Below are 20,811 nucleotides of genomic sequence, written 5' to 3' on the forward strand. Positions count from 1 at the left end.
GTCCAGTGGCACCGGTAGCACCTGTGTTACCTTGAGCACCTTGAGGTCCAGTGGCACCGGTAGCACCTGTGTTACCTTGAGCACCGTGAGGTCCAGTGGCACCAGTAGCCCCCGTGTTACCTTGAGCACCTTGAGGTCCAGTGGCACCAGTAGCCCCCGCCGGTCCTTGAGGTCCAGTAGGTCCAGGAGGCCCACCAGAAGGTCCAGTAGGTCCGGTAACTCCTATGCCGGTAGCGCCCGTGTTACCTTGAGGTCCAGTGGCACCAGTAGCACCTGTGTTACCTTGAGCACCTTGAGGTCCAGTGGCACCAGTAGCACCTGTGTTACCTTGAGCACCTTGAGGTCCAGTGGCACCGGTAGCACCTGTGTTACCTTGAGCACCTTGAGGTCCAGTAGCACCGGTAGCCCCTGCTGGCCCAGTAGGTCCAGTAGGCCCTTGAATGAATGAGGCAGAATTAACTAGAGCGGTTTGTAATGCTGCGATTAATTTAAGAAGCTCTTGAAGTGTGCAAGGGTCAATTCGGAATAGTTTTGTAATGGATAGTAAATAATTAATTAGATTTTGAAGCTCGATAAATACAGCGCTTGCTACGAAAGTTGGATTTTTTAATATAGTTATTAAGTTTTTAATAATAGCTAACCCTTGTGCTTTCAGGGAGGAAGTAGCATCTAGTGAACAAATAAATTTACTTAGTAGGTTCAATGTATCAATTAGATCTTCAATATTTTGGGGAGATGGATTTGCGAAAAGTTTTGGGATTATTTTTGTTAAATCGATAATGATTGCGCGGAATGTTCTAAGTTGTGCCTTAGTAACTGGGATTGATGGAGTATTTGGAATTCGTCCAGCGCTACTTGGAAAGCATGGTTTGGAGAATTTGTTCTGACTGTCGTTATAATGAGACATTAAATCTCTCCTTTCTCATGAGGATATGAACGAAACTCATCATAGTAGATGCAAAAATTAGTTAAATGGTCATAGTAAAATCGTTTGTTTGAAGAAAAAATAGAAAAAACGCCTTATGATAAGGCGTTTTTTCTATTTTCTGCATATTGATAATATCGTTTTAGTGAAATCTTTGATTTGAACCCAGCTAGCTTTATAATTTCTGACTCTGGAGTTTCTTTTTTTATTAAGTTTAAAATATAGGTGTTACGAAAGTGTTGTCCTGAGATTCCTTTGCGTAAATTAGCTCTGGATACTTCAAGGCGAATCATTTTTTGGATAGCGATTTCTGTTAATCCCTTCGGTGCATCATTTTCGTATACCCATCTGTATGTTCCACGATTAAAATCGAATGCGACAAATAATGGGTCATTACTATGATATTTTGGACGAACGGGTTCAGGGATGCTTTTGTAATAAGTATATAGTTGTTTTTTGTCTTCGTTAGTTAAAGTAATTGTTCTTTCTACTCCTGCGGTTGCAGGTATAGATAACGTGTTAGTTTCAAAGTGGACGTGATGCATAGTTAATGCTGTAAGTTCCTGTAAGGATAATCCATAGTCAATTAATAAATTTAAAATAGCGATATTACGATCCATCAATAAAGGGCGTACAGGACGTTGTTTTTCTGAAAGTCCTTCTAATGAAGTGACTATATGTTTTAATCTTTTTTCTTCATCAGATGAAATGAAATCTTCATTGCGGAGTGTGCGGTCTGGTTGAATAGAAATTTCCATGTTCTTTAATGGGTTGGGAATATTTAGAAAGTGATGCATTCGATTTAATACAATGAATACACGGTGCATCGTTTTCTCTGAGTAATGTCGATTCTTTTTTAAGTCGGAAAAGTAATCTTCGTAGTCTTTTGTACAAAGTGTAGCCCATATATTACTGGAAGGGAGCTTTTTGTTTTTTTCTAACCAATGTCCGAAATCTTCAATGTCATAAACATAACGTTTAATGGTTGAAGGTTTTCGGCCTTTATTCAATAAAAAAATAGAAAAGGCTTGTATTGTATCATGGAATTCCGTTGTCTCCATAGTCCCACCACCTTCATTATTTCTTTTATTATAGCAAACTTTTCTGAAAATAGTCATTTGCAAAGGAGACAAGAATAATAATATTTGGTGAGTGGATAAAATGAGGTGATTGTATGGAACAATCGATGCGAAAGAAAAATAATAATCAAATTAACATTGTGTTAAATCATCGAAAGAAAATTTCTTTACCGGCTGCAGAAAATAAAACAGTAATTTCAAATGAAACTACTACGAAACATGAGATGCTGCAAAGAATTGAAGAAGAGATGGGAAAACTCGTTGGGATGGATGATATAAAAAAGATAATAAAAGAAATATATGCTTGGATTTATGTGAATAAAAAAAGACAAGAAATAGGATTGAAGTCTGAGAAACAAGTACTTCATATGTTATTTAAAGGGAATCCAGGTACAGGGAAGACAACTGTTGCTAGAATGATAGGGAAATTATTATTTGAGATGAATATTCTATCAAAAGGGCACTTAGTTGAAGCGGAACGTGCGGATCTTGTAGGAGAGTACATCGGTCATACAGCTCAAAAAACAAGAGATTTAATAAAAAAAGCAATGGGAGGAATTTTGTTTATTGATGAGGCGTATTCATTAGCACGAGGGGGAGAAAAAGATTTTGGAAAAGAAGCAATTGATACGCTCGTAAAACATATGGAAGATAAACAACACGGTTTTGTATTGATTTTAGCTGGATATTCAAGAGAGATGAATCACTTTCTTTCATTGAATCCAGGACTGCAATCTCGTTTTCCATTTATAATTGAGTTTGCGGACTACTCAGTAAATCAGTTGTTAGAAATAGGGAAGAGGATGTATGAAGAACGTGAATATCAGTTATCGAAAGAGGCTGAATGGAAATTTAGAGATCATTTACATGCTGTAAAGTACTCATCGCAAATTACATCCTTTAGTAATGGACGATATGTCCGGAATATTGTTGAAAAATCGATTCGTACACAAGCTATGCGGTTGTTACAAGAGGATGCATATGATAAATATGATTTGATTGGAATATCAAGCAGTGATTTGATGCTTGAAGAGGAGACGCACAGTACGTAAGCTGTGCGTCTGTTTTTCTGTATAAGTGCTTCTATTATTTTTTTGCTTTTTCTTGATAAGATTTATGGAATCGTTCCATTTTAGCACTTTTTTCGTGTGCGGAATTAGGGTCGTGTTCAATTTGACCTACTGAGCTTTTTTGAGCCCCTTTATTCACATGGTTTGTCATTTGTATTCACCTCGCTTTGAGGATTAGTATAAACATTCTGTAAAGAAAAACTCATTAGAAAAGAAAAACCCCTTTACGATTTGTAAAGAGGTTGGATTGCTATTTATGCATTGAACGTTCGTTTGTGTCGATGCGTCTATGCGGTAAATGCCATTTGTAATGAATAGAAACCATGCGGAAGCAAACAATTAAAATGAATAAGGTGTATAGAGCCCAATCGCTAACAATAATTTGAGCGCCGATTAAGAAACCTGCCAGAATCGTCCAAAAAGCATATACATCAGCTCGAAGAACGAGAGGTTTTCTACGGGCTAAAAGATCGCGGATAATACCGCCTCCAATGCCAGTTAAAACAGCTGCTACGATTGTAGCGCTAATTGGTAAATTTAATTTTTGAGCGTATAATGCCCCTTGTACGGCAAATGCTGATAAGCCGATAGCATCAGTGATGTTTTCCCACTTTTTCCAGTGTCTAATTAATTTATTTGGAAAAAGAAAAATAATCGTCATTGATAAAAGTGCGATTTGGAATAACATGTCTTGTTGCCAAAACGCGACAATCGGATAACCGATTAATAAATTACGAAGGGCACCTCCCCCAAATGCGGTTGCCATTCCTAAAATATACACCCCGAAAATATCATAATCCTCTTCCATTGCAACAATAGCCCCGCTTAATGCGAAAGCAATTGTGCCTATGATGCTAAAAATCTCCCATGCCATGAATTTTCTCCCCCGCTAACTAGATGAAATGTGCTTCCTCTGCTATTATATTAGAAGGTTTAAATTTCGAAAAGGATGAGTGAACATATTTGATGGAAGAAAAAGAGAAAGTCATATTAGTGGGCTGTCAATTGCCGCAAGATGATGATGAAAAATTTATGCATTCCATGAAAGAACTTGCATCATTAGCGAAAACTGCACGAGCAGAATTGTTAGTGTCTACAACGCAAAAACGACCGAAGTTTCATCCAGCGACTTATATAGGTAAAGGTAAATTAGAAGAGCTTACAATGTTAACTGAAGAATTAGAACCGGATGTTATCGTATTTAATAACGAATTAACACCGAGTCAAATTCGGAATTTATCCTCAGTATTAGATGCGAGGGTAATTGATCGAACGCAACTTATATTAGATATTTTTGCGCAACGTGCGAAGTCGAGAGAAGGGAAGCTTCAGGTAGAATTAGCTCAGTTGCAATATACAATGCCGCGTCTTATGGGGCAAGGATTGTCTTTATCACGTCTTGGTGGTGGTATTGGAACGAGAGGGCCAGGTGAAACGAAACTTGAGACGGATCGTCGTCATATTCGAGCGCGCGTTGATGAAATAAAGAAACAACTTGCAGTTGTTGTGGAACATCGAAAAAGATATCGTGAGAGAAGAAAAGATAATAAAGTATTTCAAGTTTCTTTAATAGGATATACAAATGCGGGGAAATCTACGTTGTTTAATAGATTAACGGAAGCTGATACATTTGAAGAGAACTTGTTGTTTGCAACGCTAGACCCGACAACAAGGAAGATGCCGTTACCTTCTGGTTATACAGTATTACTAACTGATACGGTTGGTTTTATACAAGATTTACCTACATCATTAATTGCTGCATTCCGCTCGACATTAGAAGAAGCTGGTGAAGCGGATATTATTTTACATGTTGTGGATTCTGCCGATCCGAATTATGTAGGGCATGAGAAAACAGTAAAACAATTATTGTCAGAACTCGAAATCAATCATATTCCTATTATTACGTTATATAATAAAAAAGATGAATTACATCAAAACTTTATTCCGTTTCCGAAAAATGACTTCTTAATGACTAGTGCTTTTGAAGAAAATGATCTATTACATATAAAAGAAGCGATAGAAACGAAAATGAAGGAAGAAATGAATTGTTATCAAGTGAAAATTCCTCCGAGTGAAGGTAAGTTATTAACTCTATTAAAGACAGAGACGCTATTAACGAAAATGGAGTTTTTGGAAGAGAAATTTGTATATGATTGCGCGGGGTATATTTTTGCTCATTCATCGCTTAATGTACAATTAAAGAGATTTTTAGTGGAAGAAGGAGAAAATAAAAATGTTTGATCGTTTGAAAAATGGAGAAAAAATTGCTCCAATCGTAAAAGAAGTAGAGAGTCAAATTACAGAAGTACATAAACGTGCGGATGAAGTAATTGAAAGTAATCAGTTTCGTGTGTTAGAAAGTTTTCGTAAACATAAAATTAGTGATTCACATTTTATTCCGACGACAGGTTACGGTTATGATGATATTGGTCGTGATACGTTAGAAAAAGTGTATGCAGATGTATTTGGAGCGGAAGCTGGTCTTGTTCGTCCGCAAATTATTTCAGGTACGCACGCTATTTCTACGGCGTTATTCGGTATTTTACGTCCAGGAGATGAGTTGTTGTACATTACTGGCAAGCCGTATGATACGTTAGAAGAAATCGTTGGTGTGCGCGGAAAAGGTGTAGGTTCATTTAAAGAATATAATATTGGTTATAATGCAGTTCCGCTCACCGAAGAGGGGCTTGTTGATTTTGGAGCTGTTGCGGCTGCTATTCATAGTAATACGAAGATGATTGGTATTCAGCGCTCAAAAGGTTATGCTACTCGTCCATCGTTTACTATTTCTCAAATTAAAGAGATGATAGCGTTTGTTAAAGAAATTAAACCTGATGTCGTTGTGTTTGTAGATAACTGTTATGGCGAGTTTATTGAAGAGCAAGAGCCATGTCATGTTGGTGCAGATTTAATGGCAGGTTCGCTTATTAAAAACCCGGGTGGGGGAATTGTTAAAACTGGTGGTTACATTGTCGGTAAAGAACAGTATGTTGAAGCGTGTGCATATCGTTTAACATCTCCAGGAATCGGTGCGGAAGCAGGGGCATCTTTATACAGTCTGCAAGAAATGTATCAAGGTTTCTTCTTAGCGCCGCATGTAGCAGGACAAGCGCTAAAAGGCGCGATTTTTACAGCTGCATTTTTAGAAAAGTTAGGAATGAATACATCACCAGCGTGGAATGCACCAAGAACGGATTTAATTCAATCTGTTCAATTTGATGACAAAGATCGCATGATTGCATTCTGCCAAGCAATTCAATATGCATCTCCGATTAACTCTCATTTCACTCCATATGCCAACTATATGCCGGGGTATGAAGATGATGTAATTATGGCTGCGGGAACGTTTATTCAAGGTGCAAGTATTGAATTGTCGGCTGATGGTCCAATTCGTCCGCCTTATGTTGCTTACGTACAAGGTGGGCTAACTTATTCGCATGTGAAGATTGCGATTTGTTCTGCAATTGATGCATTAATTGAAAAAGAATTATTAACAATTTCTTAAAGGGAAGCTGTCAATTTTGACAGCTTTTTTTCGTGTGAAAGTAATGATTTATTTCATTAGAAAAAAGAATGAAAAAATTTATAAAAAATCATGTAAGAAAAGCTAACATCTATTGACATCAAACATAACATGGTATAAAATGAGAAGCAGTTAAGGCGAAGGAGGAACTGAAGCAATGAAAGAAGATAGACGTTCTGCCCCGCTGTTTCCTATTGGTATTGTTATGGATTTAACACAATTGTCTGCACGTCAAATTCGCTACTATGAAGAGCATAATCTTGTTTCTCCAACCCGTACAAAGGGGAATCGTAGATTATTCTCATTTAACGATGTAGATAAGTTGTTAGAGATTAAAGATTTATTAGATCAAGGCTTGAATATGGCTGGTATTAAACAAGTGTTACTAATGAAAGAAAATCAAACAGAAGCAGTGAAAGTAAAAGAAGAAACGAAAGAAATTTCAAAAACTGAGCTTCGCAAAATACTTCGAGATGAACTACAACATACAGGTAGATTTAATCGAACTTCATTGCGACAAGGTGATATTTCAAGATTTTTTCACTAAAGAGAACTGATTCTGAAGGTGTTTAGAGGGACTAAGGAGGAATTTATAATGGCTAGGTACACAAAAGAAGATATTTTCCGTTTGGCGAAAGAAGAGAATGTAAAGTATATCCGTTTACAATTTACGGACCTTTTAGGGGTAATTAAAAACGTAGAAATTCCAGTGAGCCAATTAACAAAAGCTCTTGATAACAAAATGATGTTTGATGGATCTTCTATTGAAGGTTTCGTACGTATTGAAGAATCTGATATGTACTTATATCCAGACTTAGATACTTGGGTGATTTTCCCTTGGACAGCTGAAAAAGGTAAAGTAGCTCGATTAATCTGTGATATTTACAATGCAGATGGCACTCCATTTGAAGGGGATCCACGTAACAATTTAAAACGTGTATTAAAAGAAATGGAAGCTTTAGGATTCTCAGATTTCAATCTTGGACCAGAGCCGGAATTCTTCCTATTCAAAGTAGATGAAAAAGGAAATCCAACATTAGAATTAAACGATAACGGTGGATACTTCGACCTTGCGCCGATGGATCTAGGGGAAAACTGTCGTCGTGATATCGTTCTTGAACTTGAAGAAATGGGCTTTGAAATTGAAGCGTCTCACCATGAAGTTGCTCCAGGGCAGCACGAAATTGACTTCAAATATGCAAATGCAATTCGTTCATGTGATGACATTCAAACATTTAAACTTGTTGTAAAAACAATTGCTCGTAAACACGGTTTACACGCAACATTTATGCCAAAACCATTATACGGTGTGAACGGTTCAGGTATGCACTGTAACTTATCATTATTCAAAAATGGTGAGAATGTATTCTTCGATCAAAACGGTGACTTACAATTAAGTGATGATGCTCGTCACTTCATCGCAGGTATTTTAAAACACGCACCAGCATTTACAGCGGTAGCAAACCCAACTGTAAACTCTTACAAGCGTTTAGTACCTGGATACGAAGCTCCTTGTTACGTAGCGTGGTCTGCACAAAACCGTAGCCCATTAGTACGTATCCCTGCATCTCGTGGTATTAGCACACGCGTAGAAGTACGTAGTGTTGACCCAGCTGCAAACCCATATTTAGTAATGGCTACATTATTAGCTGCAGGTCTTGATGGAATTAAAAACAAATTAACTCCACCAGCTGCAGTAGACCGTAACATCTACGTAATGACAAAAGAAGAGCGCGAAGAAGCAGGTATCGTTGACTTACCAGCAACATTAGCGCAAGCTTTAGTTACATTACAATCTAACGAAGTAATTAGTAAAGCATTAGGAGATCACTTACTTGAGCACTTCATCGAAGCGAAAGAAATTGAGTGGGATATTTTCCGTACGCAAGTTCACCAATGGGAACGCGATCAATATATGTCTCTATACTAAGAGGTGAGGAAGCCCTGATACTACGGTATCAGGGCTTTTTTATTTATTGGCAATATAGGTCATAGTTGAAATGAATTGAATAGATGTCTGAAGAAATTATGACGGTATTTAAATTTCTATTCCATATCTTTAATGTAACGTGGTGAAATTCGAATTGTTTTGTGTTCCAAAAGGGTGGATAAGTAAAAGTAACATGCGTAATATCTATGGGTATAAAAAATTGTATGATATGTTGTGTTCGGTATTGGATATGTTTCATACTAAAGTTCGAGTGTTTAAAAATATAGTACCTTGCAATAAATAATACTAAGTGGTATATTATGGGTATGTTGGGTACCGTGTATTGAACAGTACTGAAATGAGAAAGGGGGATTGTCCTTGAACGTTCAGTTTAAAAAAGGTGTGTTAGAACTGTGTGTTTTGGCACTTGTGAAACGTAAGGATTGTTACGGTTATGAACTTGTTCAGCAAATCTCAAATAAATTTTTAATATCGGAAGGGTCAGTATATCCTTTATTACGCCGTTTAACGAAGGAAGGATATTTTCAAACGTATTTAAAAGAATCTACGGAAGGACCACCTCGCAAATATTATCAACTAACTGAGCAAGGGGAAACGCAACTGAATTTGTTAGTAACAGAGTGGCGTGATTTTGCGAAAGGTGTACAAGAAATTATTGAAGGGGTGGAATGGGATGAGTAAAGAACAGTTTCTTAAGGAATTATCAAGTCACCTTAGAAAGTTACCGGACGAAGAGAGAAAAGATATTTTATTTGATTATGAAGAGCATTTTCAGTTTGGGATAGAAGAGGGAAAAACTGAATCGGAAATAATAAAGGGGCTTGGTTCTCCGAAAGTAATTGCAAAAGAATTGCTTGCGATGTATCGTTTCGATGAAATGAAAAAAGATCCATCAACTTCAAATGTGACAAGAGCTGTCATGGCGGCGATTGGACTTAGTTTGTTTAATTTCATTATTGTGTTAGGCCCGTTATTTGCAATTATTGCTTTTATATTTTCTTTTTGGGTCGGTGGGATTGCTAGTGTAGTGACACCATTTTTCGTAATTGGAAAAGTATTTATGGGTACTTTTATATGGTTAGATTTATTCGTTGGTATAACTTTTGTTGGAGTAGGTTTGTTGTTATGTATAATCGCTTATTATAGTACGAAGTGGTTTAAAAAGCTTTGCGTACGTTATGTAATATGGAACTTCAAAATGATAAAAGGGGAGTAGATGATGAAAAAAATATTGTTAGCAGCAATCGCTTGTATCATTATTGGAGTAATTGGGATTTCACAAACATATGAAAAAGCAGTGCAAGCTGCAGAAGAAGGAAACAAAGAAGATAAAATTAAAAATGAAACACTAAAAAATATAGAAGTTAAGTTAGATGTCGGGGATATTGTTGTCCAAAAATCTCCTGACGCTTCTTTTTATGTAAAGCAATCAGGAGATGCGCGTAAACAAGAGATTCGTATTACTGAAGATGGTGACACATTAAAAATCATTGGGGAAAGAGAAAAAGATGCTTCATTTGATTTTTCTTTTTACGATTTTAGGTTTCAAACGTCTACATTGACTCTCCTTGTGCCTGAACGCTCTTACCAAGATGTAAAAGTAAATTCATCTGCTGGACAAATTGAAATAAGTGATGTGAAAAGTGACCGTGTAAGTGCTAGAACACTTACTGGAGAAGTGGATTTGAAACATGTAACGGCTAAGAATGTGGAGGGATCTACAAAAGCTGGTGAAGTAAACTTTAAAAAAGTAATAGGGAAAGTGACTGCAAAAACGACCAGTGGGGAAATAAATATTCTAGATCATGATTCTAAGTACAATCTAGAAGCAAGTTCAACTGCGGGAGATATAAATATTACTTTATCGGAAAAACCAAAAGATGCGGTAATTACTGGGCAAAGTGCTGCCGGGGATGTAACAATTTTTAATGAAGAAAATAAAGACGTAACGATTGGTAATGGGAGTAAAAAGATTAGCGGTAAAACAGCTGCGGGCGATGTGACGATTGAAACGCGTTCATAAGAAATAGAATGTGTGAAAATCTATCAAAATACAAAAAAGAAGATAATTACCGTATATAAATAAGGTAATTATCTTCTTTTATATTCTTAATGTAAATCACGATATACGCCAATTACTTTACCGATAACTGACACTTGCTTTAAAATGATAGGTTCTAATGAAGAGTTTTCCGGTTGTAGACGGAAATGGTCTTTTTCTTTATAGAAACGTTTAACAGTTGCTTCATTATCTTCTGTTAAAGCGACTACAATTTCACCATTATATGCAGACTGTTGTTGGCGAACAACAACTAAATCTCCATCGAAAATACCAGCTTCAATCATACTATCTCCAGAAATACGTAACATAAACACTTGATCTGCTCCTGCGACAATGCTAGCTGGAAGAGGGAAGTGTTCCTCAACGCTTTCGACTGCTGTAATTGGTAATCCAGCAGTAACTTTCCCGACAATTGGAACTTGAATAACAGATTGTGTTTCTGTATCCATTCGGTCTTCACCTAAAATTTCAATTGCACGTGGTTTTGTTGGATCGCGTCGAATGTATCCTTTTTCTTCTAATCTTGATAAATGTCCGTGCACTGTAGAACTAGAAGCGAGGCCGACTGCTTGACCAATTTCACGTACGGAAGGTGGATATCCTTTTTCTTGTACTTTTAGCTTAATAAAGTCGAGAATGTCTTGCTGGCGTTTCGTTAACTTTTCCATGTTTTCTAACACCTCGTTTTCTTTCATTTTCTTATTAATAAGTATAACATGTGAAAAAACATTCTACAAACATAAGTTCGAACAAAAGACGAATTTATGTTACACTAAAGGGAAATTATAGTGAGAAAGAGGGGTTCATAATGAATGCAATTATTTATGCGCGTGTGAGTACAACAAAAGAAGCACAAGAAACATCATTATTACGTCAAAAAGATGAATTATTGCATTTAGCGGAGCGCTATCAAATGAATGTTACTAAGGTGATTGAGGAACAGGCTAGTGGCTATACAATTGAACGTGACGGCATATTAGAAGTGCTAGATACAATTCGAGACGAACAAATTGATGTGCTACTTATACAAGATGAAACGCGCCTTGGTAGGGGTAATGCAAAGATTGCGTTAATGCACTGTTTACATAAAGAAGGAATAAAAGTATATACACATACACATAATGGTGAATTGCAATTGTCGGATTCTGATTCAATGGTATTAGATATTATTGGTATTGTTGAAGAGTATCAAAGAAAGATTCATAATTTAAAAATTAAACGTGGTATGCAACGAGCAGTAGAAAAAGGCTATCGTCCAGAAAATAATTTAAAGAATCGTCATTTAAGTGTAGGACGAGAGAAGAAAGAAGTGCCAATTGAGGAAATTGTACGTTTGCGCAAGAGTGAACTTACTTTCGAAGAAATTGCAGCAACACTACGTGGCTTTGGTCATAATGTTTCAAAAGCGACGGTACATCGTAGATATGTAGAGTATACAAAGCAATTGCTTGATAAAGAAGAGTAACTATTGTATGATAATAATCAGTTTTGAGTAGAAGGGGGATTCGAGATGCTTAGTCACGAACTCGTTGAACGCATTAACTTCTTAGCGAAAAAAGCAAAAGCTGAAGGTTTAACTGAAGAAGAACAACGTGAGCGTCAATCGCTACGTGAACAATATTTAAAAGGATTTCGTCAAAATATGTTAAACGAACTAAAAGGAATTAAAGTCGTTAACGAACAAGGTACTGATGTTACACCGGCGAAATTAAAAGCTTTAAAAAAGCAAGATAATGCAAAATTAAACTAAAAGATGGGCGAAAAGCCCATCTTTTTTATTTAATAACTTTCCAGTTGTTATTAACGGTTGCTTCTATCTTTTTATGTTTCAATATATAGTTAGCAATAAGTTCAGACATATTTGTTGGTATGTCTTTTATTACGGGCTTATTTTGAAACATAAAGAAGTTCCCTCCGCCGCTTGCGCGATAATTATTCATGACGACGTCATATTCTTCGTTCATATTAAGGGGAGTGCCTTTATGTTGTAAAGATTCTACTCTTTCGCCAATTGGTTTTGAAATGTTTAATACGTACGAAATTCCTTCCCACATATCGTAATTATAGTGTTGCGGTTTTGGTTCTATGTAGCTAGGGTTTACGATGATGGTTTCATCGTCTTTTAATGTGAAATAAGAAGCAGAGAGTTCGAGAGCATCTTTTATATCAGCTCCAGTTATTCTAATTACTTTTAATGTATTTGGATAAATATAATTAGAAACGATGTCACGCATTGTTACATATGTCGGGAAACCTGCAGATGTATTATGGAATAAGCTTGTACAAGAAATAGAAACATTAGCTATATCCATCTGTATTTTATTTATGAATTCAATAAAAGGATGGTCTTGCAAACGAGTTTGCATAGCATCTGAAATTTGCATGTCACCGTGGATGGTTCCAATAGGTTGATCAAGCCATTTTTGTGTTTTCTCTTCATAATCGGTTACCAAGTAAAGAACATCTGGATCTGCCTCGATTTCTTGCACAGTCAATAGTTCTGAATAACTCTCTTTTTTTACCCACTCTTGTTTCATTTTTTCAAATGTTACAGTTACTTTTCCAACTGAATGTCCATTACATCCAGTCTGTAAAATTGTTACATCATTACCCACTGTTTGAGCAATTTTTCGGTGCTGATGGCCTGTTAATAAAATATCTATGCCCTCAATTTCATGACACATAGCATACCCTTGGTTTTCGCCTGTTAAAACTTCAGTCGGTTCTCCAGTTTGTAAATCGCGTTCAAATCCCCCATGATACGCTACGACTAGTAAATCTGGTTTCTCATGTTCGTGAATGTAAGAAACCCAATTTTTTGTTGTTTCTAACGCATCTTCAAATTGCAAGTCTTTAATGTGATGGGGTTGTTCCCAATTTGGAATATAATGCGTTGTCACCCCTAAAATAGCAATTTTTATATTTGCTTCAATATGTTTTATTATATATGGTTTCCCGAAATAAGGTTTTTTACTGCTTTTGTCTAAAATATTTGCTGATAAATATGGGGAGTTTGCAGTAGAAATAGCATTGTTTAATACATCCATTCCATAATTAAATTCATGGTTTCCAATCACTGCAGCGTCATAACGTAAATAGTTTGCTATTAATGACATTGGGTTTTTCTTATCTTTTTCATATGTAGCGTAATGGTAAGTAAATGGTGTTCCTTGTATGAAGTCACCGTTATCAATTAAAAGAACGTTTTTATTTTGGGACCGTTCTTTTTTTATAAGAGTAGAAATCTTAGCTAAACCAATTTCTGCTGGAGAGTTATCTTGGTAGTGAATTGGATAAACAGTACCATGTATATCACTTGTTAATAGGATGTTTAAAGTTACAATTTGATTTTGATTCAATATCATTCACCTTTTCTATTATTATCTACCGATTAAGCATATCAAATATATGGAGAGAATTTTAATGTGAGTGTATAGAATGTGTAAAGATTCTGTAAATAATCAATTATTTGTAAAAATGTGTGATATATTTCTTCATGTTTATGAAAGGTTATTTTATAACAATGAAAAATGGAGGCATTAACATGTTGAAAAAAGTTTTTGCAATGAGCACAACAGTTGTATTAGCAGCGGGTTTGTTAAGTGGCTGTGGAACGAAGGAATCAAGCGCAAGTAAAAATGCAGATACGAAAAAAGGGTATGTACCGAAGACTTTAAATGTTCAATTTGTTCCTTCTCAAAATGCAGATACGTTAGAGGCGAAGGCAAAACCACTTGAGAAGCTATTAAGTGATAAGTTAAATATTCCAGTAAAAGTTAGTATTTCGACGAATTACAATACAATTGTAGAAGCGATGGCATCTAGGCAAGTAGATGTAGGATTTTTACCTCCAACAGCGTATGTGCTAGCACATGAGAAAAAAGCTGCAAACGTAATTTTACAAGCACAACGTTTTGGAGTAGATGATGAAACTGGAGCTCCTACAAAAGATTTAGTAGACTTCTATAAATCTGAGTTTGTTGTTAAGAAAGATTCAAATATTAATAGTGTAAAAGATTTAAAAGGTAAAAAAATTGGCTATCAAGATGTAACTTCATCAGCGGGATATGTGTGGCCTGCGGCTGTACTATTAAAAGAGGGCGTTGATCCGTTAAAAGATGTGAAACCTGTTACATTAAAAGGTCACGATCAGTCGCTTATTGCTCTTTTAAATGGTGATGTAGATGCAGCTGTTGTATTCCAAGATGCTCGTAATATTGTAAAAAAAGATTATCCGAATATATTCGATCAAACGAAAATAGTGAAATTTACGGAGAAAATTCCAAACGATACGATTTCGGTACGTTCTGATTTAGATGAAGAGTGGAGCAAGAAATTACAGGATGCTTTCATTGAAATTGGAAAGAATGAGGAAGGTCACAAAATCATTAAAGAAGTATATTCACATGAAGGATATGTTAAATCTGATGATAGTAAATTTGATATCGTTCGTGAATATGGGAAGAAAGTAAAAACGCAATAATACATATGGAAATGGCAGCTAACTGGAAAGGTATGTTTTCAGTTAGTTTGCCGTTTTGAATTCATAGAAGGTAGGTAAGATGTGTGATAGAGTTTCGAAATGTTTCCAAAGTGTATCCGAATGGTACAAAAGGATTAAATAATATAAACTTGAACATTCAAAAAGGTGAGTTTGTTGTAATGGTAGGGCTGTCCGGAGCTGGAAAGTCTACACTTTTAAGATCGGTAAATCGTCTTCATGAGATTACAGAAGGTGAAATCATGATTGAAGGTGAGTCTATTACTGCTGCAAAAGGAAAAGGATTACGCCGCATGCGCCGGGATATTGGTATGATTTTTCAAAGTTTTAATCTTGTAAAGCGATCAACGGTATTAAAGAACGTATTAGCTGGCCGTGTCGGGTATCATTCGACATTGCGTACAACGTTAGGCCTATTTCCGAAAGAAGATTTGGAGCTTGCCTTTCAATCGTTAAAAAGAGTAAATATTTTAGAAAAAGCATATGCGCGGGCTGATGAATTATCAGGAGGACAACAACAACGTGTATCAATTGCTAGAGCATTGGCGCAAGAAGCAAAAATCATATTGGCAGATGAACCTGTTGCGTCGTTAGATCCGCTAACAACAAAGCAAGTATTAGATGATTTGAAGAAAATTAATGAAGATTTTGGAATTACAACAATTGTAAACTTACATTCTATTGATTTAGCTAGGCAATATGCGACGCGTATTATTGGATTACATGGAGGAGAAATTGTTTTTGATGGCTTAGTAGAAGAGGCAACGGATGAAAAATTTGCTGAAATTTATGGTGACGTAGCGCAGAAAAGCGAATTGTTAGAGGTGGCAGTTAAATGAATGACGTGACGATATATTCGAAATCGATACCGAAGCCGCCGAGTAAGTTAAAACATATGTTAACGTTAATTCTAGTCTTTTTACTGTTGTGGGGAAGTAGTATACAGGTCGACGCATCATTTTCAAAACTAGTAGTTGGTTTTCCTAATATGATGGATTTGCTAAAAGAGATGGTGCCACCAGATTGGAGTTATTTTCAAGTTATTACAACAGCAATGTTAGATACAATACGTATGGCGATTATTGGGACGACTTTAGGTGCGATTTTAGCTATTCCACTGGCACTATTTGCGGCAAATAATGTGTTTACTAGTGCATTTTTGTACAGTCCAGCTCGATTGATTTTAAATTTTATCCGAACGATACCAGATTTATTATTAGCGGCGATTTTTGTAGCTATTTTTGGAATAGGACCACTTCCAGGTATTTTGGCTCTTACTTTTTTCTCAATTGGGCTCGTGGCTAAATTGTTGTATGAGTCAATTGAATCGATTGATCCAGGTCCATTAGAAGCGATGACAGCAGTAGGAGCAAATAAGGTGCAATGGATTATTTATGGGGTAATTCCGCAAGTGAAAGCGCATTTTGTCTCCTATGTTCTTTATACATTTGAGGTAAACGTACGTGCAGCAGCTGTTTTAGGTTTAGTAGGAGCTGGCGGTATCGGATTATATTATGATCGTACACTTGGATTTTTACAATATGAACAAACTGCATCTATTATTATTTATACCCTTGTTGTTGTATTGTTAATTGATTATGTAAGTACATTGTTGCGGGAGAAATTATAATGAGTAAAACGACGTTAATCGTACCAAAACCGAAGAAACCGAGTATGTATCGCTGGATTATTTTCATAGCACTTACATTTGTTTATGTATGGGCTTTTTCGGGAGTACCGCTAGAGGGAATCAAAGATACGGCGGGAGAAATTACAAAAGCAATTATGACAGGTGTATTGAATCCAGATTGGTCGTATGTATCTTTGTCAGATGGTGAAGATTTATTACATGGTTTAATTGATACGTTGGCAATTGCGATATTAGGTACATTTATTTCTGCCTTTTTATCTGTTCCATTCGCTTTTTGGGCGGCGACGAATATGAGTAGTGGAAAATTAACTTCGGGAACTGGGAAATTTGTACTTAGTTTTGTCCGTACATTTCCTGAATTAGTTATGGCCCTTCTATTTATAAAAGCTGTTGGACCAGGTTCTTTTGCCGGCGTTCTAGCTTTAGGGTTACACTCTATTGGAATGTTAGGAAAATTATATTCAGAAGGAATTGAAAATATAGATAAAGGACCGACGGAAGCGTTAATAGCAACAGGTGCGAATCGCTTTCAAATACTTTGGTATGCAGTATTGCCGCAAGTATTACCAGATTTTCTATCGTATACGTTATACAGGTTCGAAATTAATGTGCGATCCGCTGCCATTTTAGGTGTTATTGGAGCAGGTGGAATTGGCACACCTCTAATTTTTGCACTGAGTTCACGCAATTGGTCTCGCGTGGGAATTATTTTATTGGGCATCATTTTAATGGTCATTATCATTGATTTTATTTCAAGTTCGATTCGGAAACGGATTGTTTAACTGATTTGAAAAGCATCGAATTTAGATGCTTTTTTGTATTTTTAAAGCGGATTGAAAAAGTTAGTATAGAAGAATTTTGTATATCTGTATAAATATACAGATAATTCTCTTTCTTTTTAAAATAAAAATAATGAAAAAGTATGTCATATTGAATGCCCATACATTCCCGGAAACATTGATTTTTTTATAAAAAATCAAAAAAACATCAACATATTTGTCGATACATGTTGTATAATCTTGCGTGGGAAGCTATCATATAAATGTATAAAACGTTTACTAATATAAGCGAAGGGAAGAATAGCATGTCACATTCAATCGAACAACTTTCTATCAACACGATTCGCACATTATCCATCGATGCGATTGAAAAAGCAAACTCTGGTCACCCAGGAATGCCAATGGGTGCAGCACCAATGGCTTATACATTATGGACTCAATTTATGAAACACAATCCAAATAACCCAACGTGGTTTAACCGTGATCGTTTCGTATTATCTGCAGGTCATGGTTCAATGTTATTATACAGCCTACTTCACCTATCTGGTTATGATGTAACAATGGATGACTTAAAGAACTTCCGTCAATGGGGAAGCAAAACTCCAGGACATCCTGAGTACGGTCATACAGCTGGTGTAGATGCAACGACTGGTCCACTTGGACAAGGTATTGCAACTGCTGTAGGTATGGCAATGGCAGAAAGACATTTAGCTGCTAAATATAACCGTGATACGTATAATGTAGTAGACCATTATACATACGCTATTTGTGGTGATGGAGATTTAATGGAAGGCGTTTCTGCTGAAGCATCTTCATTAGCTGCTCATTTACAATTAGGTCGTCTTGTTGTGCTTTACGATTCAAACGATATTTCATTAGATGGCGATTTAAATCGTTCATTCTCTGAAAGTGTAGAAGATCGTTACAAAGCATACGGATGGCAAGTAATCCGTGTTGAGGATGGAAACGATATTGAAGCAATCGCGAAAGCAATTGAAGAAGCGAAAGCTGACGAAAAACGCCCAACGCTAATTGAAGTAAGAACGACAATTGGTTTCGGTTCTCCAAACAAATCAGGAAAATCAGCTTCACATGGTTCTCCACTTGGTGTAGAAGAAACAAAATTAACGAAAGAAGCATATGCTTGGACTGCTGAGCAAGACTTCCATGTAGCAGAAGAAGTATACGACAACTTCCGTAAAACAGTACAAGATGTTGGTGAAACTGCGCAAGCAGAGTGGAACACGATGCTAGGTGAATATGCACAAGCATACCCAGAATTAGCAAACGAATTCCAAGCAGCAATGAACGGTCAACTTCCAGAAGGTTGGGAGCAAAACTTACCAACTTATGAATTAGGATCAAAAGCAGCAACTCGTAATTCTTCTGGTGCTGTAATTAATGCAATTGCAGAATCTGTACCATCATTCTTCGGTGGATCAGCTGACCTTGCTGGTTCTAACAAAACATACATGAATAACGAAAAAGACTTTACAAGAGATGATTACAGCGGTAAGAACATTTGGTACGGTGTACGTGAGTTCGCAATGGGTGCAGCAATGAACGGTATTGCACTACATGGTGGTTTAAAAACTTACGGTGGTACGTTCTTCGTATTCTCTGACTACTTACGTCCAGCAATTCGTCTTGCAGCATTAATGCAATTGCCGGTAACGTATGTATTCACACACGACAGTATCGCTGTTGGTGAAGATGGTCCAACACATGAACCAATCGAGCAATTAGCGGCGCTACGTGCAATGCCAAATGTATCTGTTATTCGTCCAGCTGACGGTAACGAGTCTGTTGCGGCTTGGAGACTAGCTCTAGAATCTACAAATAAACCAACTGCTTTAGTATTAACTCGTCAAGACCTTCCAACATTAGAAGGTGCAAAAGACGATACGTATGAAAAAGTAGCAAAAGGTGCATATGTAGTTTCTGCAAGCAAGAAAGAAACAGCTGATGTAATCTTACTTGCAACTGGATCAGAAGTAAGTCTAGCTGTTGAAGCTCAAAAAGCATTAGCAGTAGACGGTGTTGACGCATCTGTTGTCAGCATGCCATCTATGGATCGCTTTGAAGCTCAAACTGCTGAGTACAAAGAATCTGTATTACCAAAAGCAGTAACAAAACGTTTCGCAATCGAAATGGGTGCTACATTCGGATGGCATCGTTACGTAGGTCTTGAAGGAGATGTGTTAGGTATCGATACATTCGGTGCTTCTGCTCCTGGTGAGAAGATTATGGAAGAGTATGGATTTACTGTAGAGAACGTTGTTCGTAAAGTAAAAGAAATGCTTTAATGATTTTAGAAAAATCTCTCCGGCATGGAGAGGTTTTTCTATGTAAATGAGTTTTTTCGACAGAAAAAGTTTTTTCTCTCTCCGCAGTCAGACAATCATTGCAAAATTTCTTCTATATAATGAAGAGAAAAGGTTGTCCAGATTGGGAGGCGAAAGATGAAAACGTATGAATTGTATTTAATTCAAGAGGATATTGCGAAAGCTTACTTTGGTCGTGAATATTTGTTTTTTGATTTATTTGCTCGATTTTCAGAATCTGGGTCCCTTTCGGAGAAAAAAGTGCTATATAAACAAATGATGTATATAACGATGCCATTACAAGTAATGAAAATTCATCATAAATTAGAACAAGCTTTGCGCGTTCTTGGTAAATATGATCGAACACATCATACACATACACTTTATACAGGGGCAGAATATGGCGAAATAATGGTGAAACCACACTATATTCGCATGAATACCTCTGGAAATGTTTCTATGGAAACGACTTTCTTTGAGGTGCTTCGGAAGTGTGAATTAACATTTTTAGCTATGGATTATGAAAATACAAAGTACGGATGGCTGAATCCTCTAAAACAAGTACGAACATATGTGTAAAAAATGTCGAATTGTATCTTGTCTTATTGAAAAGGTTTTAGTACACTGTAAGGTAGACAACATGAAGGAGGAAAATATATGCCAATTTGGTTAGGTATTCTAGTGGGCGTAGTAGCACTAGTAGCAGGCGTGGCGTTAGGATTTTTCATTGCCCGCAAATACATGATGAATTACTTACAAAAAAATCCACCAATTAACGAACAAATGTTAAAAATGATGATGATGCAAATGGGACAAAAACCTTCCCAAAAGAAAATCAATCAAATGATGAGCGCGATGAATAAGCAACAAATGAAATAAGCGCTAAAAGACACTCGCTAAGAGTGTCTTTTCTTTTTGATATGGACAGAGTTTAAAACTTTTAAAA

At 36.5% G+C, this 20,811-nt stretch carries 23 protein-coding genes; 17 read left to right on the forward strand and 6 right to left on the reverse strand.

Annotated features, from left to right (window positions below; all coding sequences use genetic code 11):
* Together MR070_RS13945 and MR070_RS13950 are read right to left on the reverse strand one after the other, a co-directional pair.
* A partial coding sequence (locus MR070_RS13945) for a collagen-like repeat preface domain-containing protein (RefSeq protein WP_242261490.1) occupies positions 1-907 on the reverse strand: 907 nt, incomplete at its 3' end.
* Between the two features lie 113 nt (positions 908-1,020).
* Positions 1,021-1,986: a tyrosine-type recombinase/integrase gene (locus tag MR070_RS13950; protein WP_000450311.1), complete on the reverse strand. Its 966-nt coding sequence runs from the start codon at positions 1,984-1,986 to the stop codon at positions 1,021-1,023.
* Between the two features lie 113 nt (positions 1,987-2,099).
* Between MR070_RS13950 and spoVK the strand changes: the two genes are divergently transcribed.
* Positions 2,100-3,056 (forward strand): stage V sporulation protein K, encoded by a 957-nt coding sequence (spoVK, locus tag MR070_RS13955; protein WP_000438181.1) that lies wholly within the window; start codon positions 2,100-2,102, stop codon positions 3,054-3,056.
* 34 nt (positions 3,057-3,090) lie between these two features.
* On the opposite strand, the gene MR070_RS27065 is transcribed toward spoVK, so the two are convergent.
* Together MR070_RS27065 and MR070_RS13960 are read right to left on the reverse strand one after the other, a co-directional pair.
* Complete coding sequence (locus tag MR070_RS27065) at positions 3,091-3,225, reverse strand: hypothetical protein (protein WP_276570327.1); 135 nt, start codon at positions 3,223-3,225, stop codon at positions 3,091-3,093.
* Positions 3,226-3,324: 99 nt separating this feature from the next.
* Positions 3,325-3,948, reverse strand: a complete 624-nt coding sequence (locus MR070_RS13960; RefSeq protein WP_000312265.1) for a trimeric intracellular cation channel family protein — start codon at positions 3,946-3,948, stop codon at positions 3,325-3,327.
* A gap of 92 nt (positions 3,949-4,040) precedes the next feature.
* Here MR070_RS13960 and hflX point away from each other — a divergent pair, with 92 nt between their 5' ends.
* From hflX to MR070_RS13995, 7 genes are all read left to right on the forward strand, one after another.
* Positions 4,041-5,315, forward strand: coding sequence for a GTPase HflX (hflX, locus tag MR070_RS13965; protein WP_000391391.1), 1,275 nt, complete (start codon positions 4,041-4,043; stop codon positions 5,313-5,315).
* The gene (locus tag MR070_RS13970; protein WP_000460296.1) at positions 5,308-6,579 is read left to right on the forward strand and encodes a methionine gamma-lyase family protein; all 1,272 of its coding nucleotides are present in this window, start codon (positions 5,308-5,310) and stop codon (positions 6,577-6,579) included. Before hflX ends, MR070_RS13970 begins: the two co-directional genes overlap by 8 nt.
* Before the next feature lie 175 nt (positions 6,580-6,754).
* Positions 6,755-7,144, forward strand: a complete 390-nt coding sequence (glnR, locus tag MR070_RS13975) for a transcriptional repressor GlnR (protein ID WP_000656783.1) — start codon at positions 6,755-6,757, stop codon at positions 7,142-7,144.
* A 48-nt stretch (positions 7,145-7,192) separates the two neighbouring features.
* Positions 7,193-8,527, forward strand: a complete 1,335-nt coding sequence (gene glnA, locus MR070_RS13980; protein WP_000135327.1) for a type I glutamate--ammonia ligase — start codon at positions 7,193-7,195, stop codon at positions 8,525-8,527.
* Between the two features lie 378 nt (positions 8,528-8,905).
* Entirely contained in the window at positions 8,906-9,229 is a 324-nt protein-coding gene (locus MR070_RS13985) for a PadR family transcriptional regulator (RefSeq protein WP_001102620.1), read from the forward strand.
* Complete coding sequence (locus MR070_RS13990) at positions 9,222-9,764, forward strand: DUF1700 domain-containing protein (RefSeq protein WP_070806710.1); 543 nt, start codon at positions 9,222-9,224, stop codon at positions 9,762-9,764. Before MR070_RS13985 ends, MR070_RS13990 begins: the two co-directional genes overlap by 8 nt.
* On the forward strand, positions 9,765-10,571 hold the full coding sequence (locus MR070_RS13995) for a DUF4097 family beta strand repeat-containing protein (protein ID WP_041184133.1): 807 nt from the start codon (positions 9,765-9,767) through the stop codon (positions 10,569-10,571). It begins immediately after the preceding gene.
* Between the two features lie 86 nt (positions 10,572-10,657).
* Here the strand turns inward: MR070_RS13995 and lexA are convergent, their stop codons facing one another.
* On the reverse strand, positions 10,658-11,278 hold the full coding sequence (gene lexA / locus MR070_RS14000; protein WP_000413738.1) for a transcriptional repressor LexA: 621 nt from the start codon (positions 11,276-11,278) through the stop codon (positions 10,658-10,660).
* A gap of 140 nt (positions 11,279-11,418) precedes the next feature.
* Here lexA and MR070_RS14005 point away from each other — a divergent pair, with 140 nt between their 5' ends.
* Together MR070_RS14005 and MR070_RS14010 are read left to right on the forward strand one after the other, a co-directional pair.
* A complete protein-coding gene (locus MR070_RS14005) occupies positions 11,419-12,075 on the forward strand; it encodes a YneB family resolvase-like protein (protein WP_000991471.1) in 657 nt (218 codons plus the stop codon).
* Positions 12,076-12,120: 45 nt separating this feature from the next.
* The gene (locus MR070_RS14010) at positions 12,121-12,360 is read left to right on the forward strand and encodes a DUF896 domain-containing protein (RefSeq protein WP_000948565.1); all 240 of its coding nucleotides are present in this window, start codon (positions 12,121-12,123) and stop codon (positions 12,358-12,360) included.
* A 25-nt stretch (positions 12,361-12,385) separates the two neighbouring features.
* On the opposite strand, the gene MR070_RS14015 is transcribed toward MR070_RS14010, so the two are convergent.
* The gene (locus MR070_RS14015; RefSeq protein WP_242261491.1) at positions 12,386-13,969 is read right to left on the reverse strand and encodes a bifunctional metallophosphatase/5'-nucleotidase; all 1,584 of its coding nucleotides are present in this window, start codon (positions 13,967-13,969) and stop codon (positions 12,386-12,388) included.
* A gap of 185 nt (positions 13,970-14,154) precedes the next feature.
* On the opposite strand from MR070_RS14015, the gene MR070_RS14020 reads away from it, so the two are divergent.
* From MR070_RS14020 to MR070_RS14050, 7 genes are all read left to right on the forward strand, one after another.
* Positions 14,155-15,093, forward strand: a complete 939-nt coding sequence (locus MR070_RS14020; RefSeq protein WP_242261492.1) for a phosphate/phosphite/phosphonate ABC transporter substrate-binding protein — start codon at positions 14,155-14,157, stop codon at positions 15,091-15,093.
* An 83-nt stretch (positions 15,094-15,176) separates the two neighbouring features.
* Positions 15,177-15,950: a phosphonate ABC transporter ATP-binding protein gene (gene phnC / locus MR070_RS14025; protein ID WP_242261493.1), complete on the forward strand. Its 774-nt coding sequence runs from the start codon at positions 15,177-15,179 to the stop codon at positions 15,948-15,950.
* The gene (gene phnE / locus MR070_RS14030; protein WP_138321303.1) at positions 15,947-16,741 is read left to right on the forward strand and encodes a phosphonate ABC transporter, permease protein PhnE; all 795 of its coding nucleotides are present in this window, start codon (positions 15,947-15,949) and stop codon (positions 16,739-16,741) included. Before phnC ends, phnE (MR070_RS14030) begins: the two co-directional genes overlap by 4 nt.
* Positions 16,741-17,544, forward strand: coding sequence for a phosphonate ABC transporter, permease protein PhnE (gene phnE, locus MR070_RS14035; RefSeq protein ID WP_044793449.1), 804 nt, complete (start codon positions 16,741-16,743; stop codon positions 17,542-17,544). Before phnE (MR070_RS14030) ends, phnE (MR070_RS14035) begins: the two co-directional genes overlap by 1 nt.
* A gap of 302 nt (positions 17,545-17,846) precedes the next feature.
* Complete coding sequence (gene tkt / locus MR070_RS14040) at positions 17,847-19,847, forward strand: transketolase (protein ID WP_000019784.1); 2,001 nt, start codon at positions 17,847-17,849, stop codon at positions 19,845-19,847.
* A 156-nt stretch (positions 19,848-20,003) separates the two neighbouring features.
* Positions 20,004-20,444, forward strand: a complete 441-nt coding sequence (gene sirA / locus MR070_RS14045) for a sporulation inhibitor of replication protein SirA (protein WP_000860645.1) — start codon at positions 20,004-20,006, stop codon at positions 20,442-20,444.
* 78 nt (positions 20,445-20,522) lie between these two features.
* A complete protein-coding gene (locus tag MR070_RS14050) occupies positions 20,523-20,744 on the forward strand; it encodes a YneF family protein (RefSeq protein ID WP_001123317.1) in 222 nt (73 codons plus the stop codon).
* The last annotated feature ends 67 nt before the right edge of the window (positions 20,745-20,811 follow it).

The organism is Bacillus cereus group sp. BfR-BA-01453, assembly GCF_022662915.1.
GTDB lineage: Bacteria > Bacillota > Bacilli > Bacillales > Bacillaceae_G > Bacillus_A > Bacillus_A paranthracis.